The sequence below is a fragment of the Ruminococcus sp. zg-924 genome (assembly GCF_024433635.1).
Lineage (GTDB): Bacteria > Bacillota > Clostridia > Oscillospirales > Acutalibacteraceae > UBA7067.
On sequence record NZ_WNJZ01000029.1, the window covers coordinates 1 to 7,500 of the forward strand.

8 protein-coding genes are annotated in these 7,500 nt (G+C 41.0%); 4 read left to right on the forward strand and 4 right to left on the reverse strand.

What is annotated here, in order from left to right; genetic code table 11:
* Positions 1–295: 295 nt before the first annotated feature.
* On the reverse strand, positions 296–541 hold the full coding sequence (locus GMA13_RS10385) for an AbrB/MazE/SpoVT family DNA-binding domain-containing protein (protein ID WP_255884499.1): 246 nt from the start codon (positions 539–541) through the stop codon (positions 296–298).
* 145 nt (positions 542–686) lie between these two features.
* Here GMA13_RS10385 and GMA13_RS10390 point away from each other — a divergent pair, with 145 nt between their 5' ends.
* Entirely contained in the window at positions 687–1,235 is a 549-nt protein-coding gene (locus GMA13_RS10390) for a nucleoside recognition domain-containing protein (RefSeq protein WP_255884500.1), read from the forward strand.
* The gene (locus GMA13_RS10395; protein WP_255884501.1) at positions 1,232–1,744 is read left to right on the forward strand and encodes a nucleoside recognition domain-containing protein; all 513 of its coding nucleotides are present in this window, start codon (positions 1,232–1,234) and stop codon (positions 1,742–1,744) included. Before GMA13_RS10390 ends, GMA13_RS10395 begins: the two co-directional genes overlap by 4 nt.
* Here GMA13_RS10395 and GMA13_RS10400 read toward each other — a convergent pair.
* Entirely contained in the window at positions 1,741–3,141 is a 1,401-nt protein-coding gene (locus GMA13_RS10400; protein ID WP_255884502.1) for a spore germination protein, read from the reverse strand. The two genes, GMA13_RS10395 and GMA13_RS10400, sit on opposite strands and share 4 nt — an antisense overlap.
* Before the next feature lie 167 nt (positions 3,142–3,308).
* Between GMA13_RS10400 and GMA13_RS10405 the strand changes: the two genes are divergently transcribed.
* Positions 3,309–4,310, forward strand: a complete 1,002-nt coding sequence (locus tag GMA13_RS10405; protein ID WP_255884503.1) for a DnaD domain protein — start codon at positions 3,309–3,311, stop codon at positions 4,308–4,310.
* Between the two features lie 12 nt (positions 4,311–4,322).
* Positions 4,323–5,288 (forward strand): ATP-binding protein, encoded by a 966-nt coding sequence (locus GMA13_RS10410; protein WP_255884504.1) that lies wholly within the window; start codon positions 4,323–4,325, stop codon positions 5,286–5,288.
* A gap of 64 nt (positions 5,289–5,352) precedes the next feature.
* Here the strand turns inward: GMA13_RS10410 and GMA13_RS10415 are convergent, their stop codons facing one another.
* Positions 5,353–6,174, reverse strand: coding sequence for a hypothetical protein (locus tag GMA13_RS10415; protein ID WP_255884505.1), 822 nt, complete (start codon positions 6,172–6,174; stop codon positions 5,353–5,355).
* Positions 6,175–6,345: 171 nt separating this feature from the next.
* Positions 6,346–7,311 (reverse strand): M28 family peptidase, encoded by a 966-nt coding sequence (locus GMA13_RS10420; protein ID WP_255884506.1) that lies wholly within the window; start codon positions 7,309–7,311, stop codon positions 6,346–6,348.
* Positions 7,312–7,500: the final 189 nt, after the last annotated feature.

Sequence of the window (7,500 nt, forward strand, 5' to 3'; positions counted from 1 at the left end):
TTATTATTTCTGTTTCATATTCCTTTACATGTCGATAACTTCTTGGCATAAAAATATCCCTCCTGATGTATATTCTACATCAAGAGGGGTCTTTTTTCTATTGTCCATTTTTTACGGACTTGTTCACAGAAATGGGAGCCTTGTTTTTATAGTAAGATATATTACACTAAAAAAGCCGACAGCTTATGCTGCCGACTCGAATTGTCGATTTCAAATTACAAATACTATTTCGAAAAATTCACACTAACTCAAGAATACTTCTTGAGTTGCTCACATAAAATTATGTATATAATTATCAAATGAGAGAAAAAAGCTTTTTTATACAGCTTTCGCAAACTATCTTACCTTTAAATGTAGAAACATTCTCAATGCTACCGCAAAAAATACATGACGGATTATACTTTTTCAACATGATTCCGTTTTCATCTGTGAATATTTCAATTGCATCACCGTTGTTAAGGTCATAGGTTTTTCTCACCGGTGCCGGGATAACGATTCTGCCTAATTTATCAATGTTACACAGGAAGCCTGCCGGTTTCATTTTATCATCCATCCTTTAAATTTGGGTTATGTTGTAATTTGTTGTAATTATACCAAATAATGCCATAACTGTCAAGAAAAATTGCAAAAAATAGTTGGGAAATGATGTTTTTATGATGAATTACATATGGTCTGGGATTATATTGTTGAGTGTTGTCTATTCTTTATTCAGCGGTGGCGCATCTGCTTTGACAGACAGCGTTATGGAGGGCGCAAAATCCGCCTTAACACTTATTGCCGCAACTGCCGGAATGATGTGCTTTTGGTCGGGAATTATGGAGATTGCACGCTCAAGTGGAATAACCGAGGCAGTTGCCAAGGTGTTCAAGCCGGTATTCAGACTTCTTATACCGGAGCACGCAGATGATAAGGAGGTATGTTCGGCGGTGTCGATGAATATTTCGGCAAATCTATTGGGACTTGGCAATGCCGCAACTCCGCTTGGCATTCGTGCGATGAGCCTTATGCAGGCTAAAAACGGCTCGGACACGGCGAGCAACTCTATGGTAATGTTCGTTGTGCTGAATACAGCCTCATTGCAGCTTGTACCAACAACAATTGCAGTTTTAAGGGCAGAAAACGGCAGCAATGACCCTATGGGAATAATAACGAATATTTGGCTTTGCTCCGTTGCCGCCTTGATTGTCGGTATATCCTGCGCTAAGGTTTTAGGTAGCAGGGGGAGTCGGTTGTGAACATCGGAATTTACGTTATCCCCGTTGTGCTTACAATAATACTTGCTTTCGGATTAATCCGCCGACAGCCTGTTTTTGAGCTTTTTATAAAGGGCGCACGGCAGGGAATAGCGTCTGTCTTTAAAATTATACCGTCTATTATCGCTCTTGTTTGCGCTGTTACTATGCTACGTTCAAGCGGACTTTTAGACGCACTGATAAATTTAGTATCGCCGGTACTTGAGCCGCTCGGATTTCCGCCTCAGCTTTTGCCTTTGTCCCTGCTCAGACCCGTATCGGGCAGCGGCTCACTTGCTGTGCTTAGTGATATATATAAAAACTTTGGCGCAGACAGCTTTATAGGAAAAGCCGCAAGCGTTATGATGGGTTCAACAGAAACAACCTTTTATGCAATCGCTGTGTATTTTGGCAGTGTCGGTATAAGCAAAACACGCCATACCGTTCCGGCAGCATTGATGGCTGACTTTACCGGAATGGTTATGGCGGTGCTTTCAACACGACTGTTTTAGTTGGTTTTTCTGAGTCTGAGTACCTTGTGCAGCAAAGCTTTTCCGTTAAACGGTATAAGCGGGTAGAGATAGCTCTTGCCTGATACAGTCTTGTTAGTGAGCGCTATGGCTATAATTATAATCAATCCTCCGATAAAGCCCAAAATACCGAAAAGCTGTGTTGTAATAAGCAATATAACACGCATAAATTTCAGTGCATAGCTCAGCTCGTAGCTTGGCTGAGAGTAGTTTGCAACTGCGACAAACGCCATATACAAAATTGCTTCACTGCAAAACCATCCGGAGGACACAGCAAAATCGCTTAATGCAATTGCTCCAATAATACTCAGTGCTGTGCTGAGGGTTGACGGCGTGTTCAGCGACGCAAGCCGCAAACCGTCAATAGCAATTTCAAGGATAATCAACTGCCAGAAAATCGGCACATTTATCGGATCCTTTGGCAGGACAAACTGTAAAGCATCCGGAAGTGCCTCAGGGTATTTCAAAGCAAGCAGCCACATTGGAGTTATAAAAAGCGTTGCAAACGTGACAACATATCTTGCAAGTCTTAAATATGTGCCTGTTATCGGCGAAAAATAGTAATCGTCAGCCTCTTCCATAACGTCAAAAATAGAGGTAGGCAGAACAAGGGCAGAAGGTGAATTGTCAACCAATATCACAATGTTGCCCTCTAAAATGGCAGACGCAGCCGAATCAGGACGCTCTGTGTATTTGATTTTAGGAAATGGATTATACCATTTTCGGCCAAATAAAAGTTCCACTAAGCTTTCCTGATTCATTGTAAGAGAGTCACAGTCTATTTCATTCAGAGCCTTTTCAAGCTTATGAAGAAGCTTGGTGTCTGCCCTGCCGTCCATAAAAATCATTGCAATGTCAGTCTTAGAGCTTTTGCCAACTACAAATGGAGTTACCCTGAGCTGTGACGAGCGAATTCTGCGGCGGATAAGGGCGGTGTTTGAGATAAGTGTTTCTACAAAGCCGTCGTGACTGCCTCTTAAAACCTTGTCCTTTTCCGGCTCGGCGGTTTCACGCTGAGGGTATGATCTGCCGTCAATTAATATTGCCTTTGAAAAGCCGTCAACAAGCAATGCTGAAACGCCGGAAAAAACAGCCGTCGCCGCCTTGCTTTCATCCTCTTCGGCAGAGGCTTCGATATATGGCATACAGCAGCTTAAAAAGGTGTCGGCATTTTGCATAAAGCTTTCGTCCTTGATAGAGTACAAAAACTCAAGCACCTTTTCCATTACGCTGTCCTTTATCAGACCGTCAACAAAATAAAGCCTTGCTTTTCTTCCGTTTATTACAAGAGCACGGCTGATTAAATCAAAGCTCTTGTCGCTTTGAAGAGTCTGCTCCATTATCATTTCGTTGCTTTTTATATCAGAACAAAGAGCCATTATATTTCCTCCGAAAAACATTTATTACTATTGTTATCGGTATTTTTCGGGTTATGCACTAATATTATACATATAGATTATTGCCTCGGAAATAATTCCTTTAAATTGTTGTTTGCCCTTTCGGTTTGTGCTATACTTATTTCATCTTAATTTATAGGATGAAAAAAATGGACAAAATAAAGATTGATTTAGGTGCGTGGAACGGCGTTTTTGCTGTTCCCAATTGTGTTGTGGACGAGCATATTAAGCTGGCGGGCGCTGCACAGCTCAAGGTGCTTCTTTATATTCTTCGTCACAGCGGCGAGGAGATGAGTACCGAAACAATAGGTCAGGCGCTTTCAATGCATCCTGCTGATGTTGCCGACAGCGCAAATTTCTGGGTGAACTGCGGCTTGCTCAAGAAAGAGGAAGCGGTTCTTGCCCCTAACAGTTTGGAGCAAACGGAGGAAAGCCTGATTGATAATAAAGTACCTGCAAAGATTCAGCTTTCACAGGTGCAGAATGCTGTTCAGCCTCAGCGTAAGCCTACACGTCCGCCAAGGCCCACAGGTCCGTACATTACAGACAGAATTATTAAGGACAAGGAGTTTGCTTTTTTGGCTGAGGAGGCTCAGACGATTATCGGCAAGCCTCTGTCAACAGGCGATTTAGGTATATTGCTTAATCTTCACGATATGGACGGTTTGCCGGTAGACGTTATTACAATGCTTTTGCAGTTCTGTGTCAGCCGTGAAAAATTCGGTATGAAATACATAGAGAGCGTTGGTATTTCTTGGGCGCAGCAGGGCGTCGATAACGTATCAAAGGCGGAAGAAAAAATAAGAGAATACTCTGACCAGTGCAGTGCATGGGGTACAGTGAGCGAAATTTTTGGTATAAAAACCGTTGGTTCTCCGACTAAAACACAGCTTGAATTTTCAAACCGCTGGCTCAACGAATGGGGGTTTAAGCGTGATGCAATCCGCTTGGCTTATGAAACCTGTGTTGACACAAAGGGAGAGTACAACCTGCGCTATATTGACGGAATAATTAAGAAATGGCATAAAAGCGGAGTGCATACCGTAAGTGAAATAAAGCAGCTTCAGCCGAGCAATAAGTCGGCTAAGGCGTCAGCAAGAAAGACTTCTTACGATATATCTCAAATAGAAAGCTTTGACGAATTTAAATAAGGCGGTGATGATATGGGATACAGTAAAAGCGTATATGGAAGAGCAGACAGAATTTTAAGTGAGCGCAGGCTGACAGCTCAGCGAAATGCAGACAAAGCACAGCAAAGCTTTTACTCTGCGTACCCTATTGCAAGAGAAATTGAGCATAAGCTTACGCATACCTTCACTAATATTGCAAGAGCGACCCTGTCCGGCGACCACGAAAAACTGCTTGAAATAAAAAAGGAAAACCTTGAGCTGCAGCGCAAGCTTGCACAGGTTTACGCTTTAGCAGGAATATCAGAGGAGGACTTAAAGCCGAAATATACCTGTTCGCATTGCAATGACAAAGGCAATGTTGACGGGGTAGCCTGTGATTGCTATATAAATCTTTTAAAGCAGATTGCCTGCGATGACCTCAACTTACGTTCTCCTTTGTCGCTTTCTGACTTTGAGAGCTTCGATTTGTCATATTACCCTGAAGAATGTCGCCACAAGATGAGCAATATTTTATCTTATTGCAGTAACTATGCGGAGAATTTCAACAGCAACAGCGACAGCGTTATTATGACAGGCGGAACAGGTCTTGGAAAAACTCATCTTGCGCTTGCGATAGCTAATGAGGTGATAAAAAAGGGCAAAGGAGTAATATATATTACTGCTCCGGATATGGTGTCGACTCTTGAGGAATACCAGTTTGGGCGTGAAACAGAAGAATCTGAAGTAACTCCAAAGATTTTGTCTGATTGTGATTTGCTTATAATTGATGATCTCGGCACGGAGTTCCTCAACAATTTTTCAAAAGGCGCAGTATATAACGTGTTCAACTCCCGTATAACAAGAGGCAATCCGACTATAATAAACACTAACCTAACAATACAGGAGCTTGAGAAAAACTATACCGACCGTTTTGTATCTCGTGTAACAGGCTATTGCCGCCGTTTACACTTTGAAGGCAGCGATATAAGAATTCTAAAGAAAATGCGTGGAATAAAATAGCAGCATAAAAGGGCAGCTAACCAAAATTAACTTGGGTTAGCTGCCCTTTAAGTTTTAAATGATATTAAAGGTATTTATCGTATTTTGAAAGGTCAAGGTTGTCAGGGTCAAATTTGCTTTTGACAAGCTCAGTTTCAACGGGTTCACCGGCTTCAGGCTTTGCAGTTTCAAGACTGTCAATTAAAGAAATGTCCACAGTTTTTTCACGTTCTGCTTTTGCTATAAGCACCTTGTTTCTTTTACTTGTTCTGACAGTCATAACTATAACAAGGATTATTCCGAATATTGCAACTGTAACAAGAAGCACTCCTCCGAACAGCATAAGCTGGTACCAAACAGAATCGTCAGATGAGTTGTTGTTTTTGATGAAGTTAAAGTCACTGCCGCCGTCGGTTTCATCAAGATTCAAAGCAATGTCCCAATCATCGGCATTTAACTCGTTTGTATCGTTTGAAAGGCTTGCGTTGTAAAGCTTGTTGTCAAGAACAGGCTGGGTTGAATCCTCACTTATAGTTCCCGGCTGATAGTATTCGTTATCTCTGTCAACAACCGATGTGACTGTGGAAGATGCGTCATAGCCGGGACTGTTCTGGCTGTTTTGATTATAATCATCGTTATAGCCGTTTGAATTGTCATTGTCATTTTGGGAAGTGTTGCTTGTATTAGTGCTTGGTGTGCTGTCAACAGGTTGTGTATCAGGTTCGGGTTGCTCTGCAGGCGGATTATCAACAGGGGTGTCATCCGGCGTGTTATCAGAAGGTGTGTCAACTGATGTTTGCGGATCATTAACTGTATCTCCTGGCTCAGCAAAAGCTGTTGTTGTAGTAATTGCAGCAACCGCAACAAGCGATAAAAGCAGAGCGGTAAGCTTTTTATAAAATTTCAAACTGTATACCTCCTAAGTAAACAATATATACTGTGGTGCTTTTTTATTATCTTACCACAAAACAAACTGTCGTTCAAGGTGAATTATAGGATTCACGTGAAATTAACAAAATCATAATAACCTCATAAATTTCTGAACACAATATCCCTCGTAGAGGTGTTGGCTTGGAAATTAATCAATCTCATTAACAAACTCAACAGCTCCGTTTGATAAAATTGCGATATTTTCTTCATCAAAAACTATATCTTTGCTTGTGTGAATTTTGCTGAGATACAGTCCTGTCCTTCCTTTGTTAAGAGCCGCAACGCCAACGCCGTTGATAAACCTCAGCTGGTCTGACATATAAATTGCTTTGCTTGTAAAAATAACCTGCTCCGATTTATCTGATAATGCACCGTTAAAGCTATCAACAAGCTTTTGATAATACCGGTTGTTCTTAGTATTTTTTCTACAAGCAAAAAGAAAATTCTTGCCGTCTGATACGCAGTCAAAGTTTACCACAAGTTTGTCTGCAACTCTGCTTCCATAGCATTTTGCAAAGTAGGATGAGCCTATAAGCCCTAACTCCTCGTGGTCAAAGAATACAAATGCCGCCTTATCTTTTTGCTCCTTTGAAAGCTTTTTCATAATTTCAAACAGCGTTGAAATACCCGATGTGTTGTCGTTAGCAGTATGCTTGTTAGCAGGACCAATCATCATTAATAAGATGATTGCCATACAAATGCTCAAGTTGAACAACAAAACAGCATAGGGAAAAAGTAAATAAAACAATTCGTTTTCTATATGTATTGACGATATAATTCTTGCTGAAAAATAGCTTACGCCGAATACCAATATCATTATAGGCAGCGCAATCAAAATCTGACAAAGAATAAATAGCAGAGGATTCAGCGGCGTGCAGAAATTCGGGAACGGCATTCTTGCACAGGTGTCATAATGCGCAGTAAAAATAACCTTAGCCTTGTCAATGTCGCCGACAATTAAATTGCGGCTTTTAAAGCCTTCTGGGTTCTCGTTTATTTCAAATTCGTATCCAAGCGCCTTAAACTGTTCTGAAGCGAAGTTAATGAACTCGTCCTTTTGCTTTCTGTTTTTTCTGACCTGATATTTTTCAAGCAAAGCCTCCATTACATTCATTTGATAACTCCCTTGTTAATTAATGAAGAAATTATAGCATAAAAAAATACTCCGTGCAACTGATGAACTGCCCCAAGTTATGCAGACAGTACAAAAAAGCCTACTTGATGTAGTTAAAATTAAAATTTAAGCAACAAACTGATTTCGTTTTTCTAGCGGAGTCAGTTTTGTTTTTGTTTGAATACGATA

Coding starts and splice junctions, on each gene's coding strand:
- GMA13_RS10400 (WP_255884502.1), bottom strand. CDS start 3,141: ATGGCTCTTTGTTCTGATATAAAAAGCAACGAAATGATAATGGAGCAG.
- GMA13_RS10420 (WP_255884506.1), bottom strand. CDS start 7,311: ATGAATGTAATGGAGGCTTTGCTTGAAAAATATCAGGTCAGAAAAAAC.
- GMA13_RS10405 (WP_255884503.1), top strand. CDS start 3,309: ATGGACAAAATAAAGATTGATTTAGGTGCGTGGAACGGCGTTTTTGCT.
- GMA13_RS10385 (WP_255884499.1), bottom strand. CDS start 541: ATGAAACCGGCAGGCTTCCTGTGTAACATTGATAAATTAGGCAGAATC.
- GMA13_RS10410 (WP_255884504.1), top strand. CDS start 4,323: ATGGGATACAGTAAAAGCGTATATGGAAGAGCAGACAGAATTTTAAGT.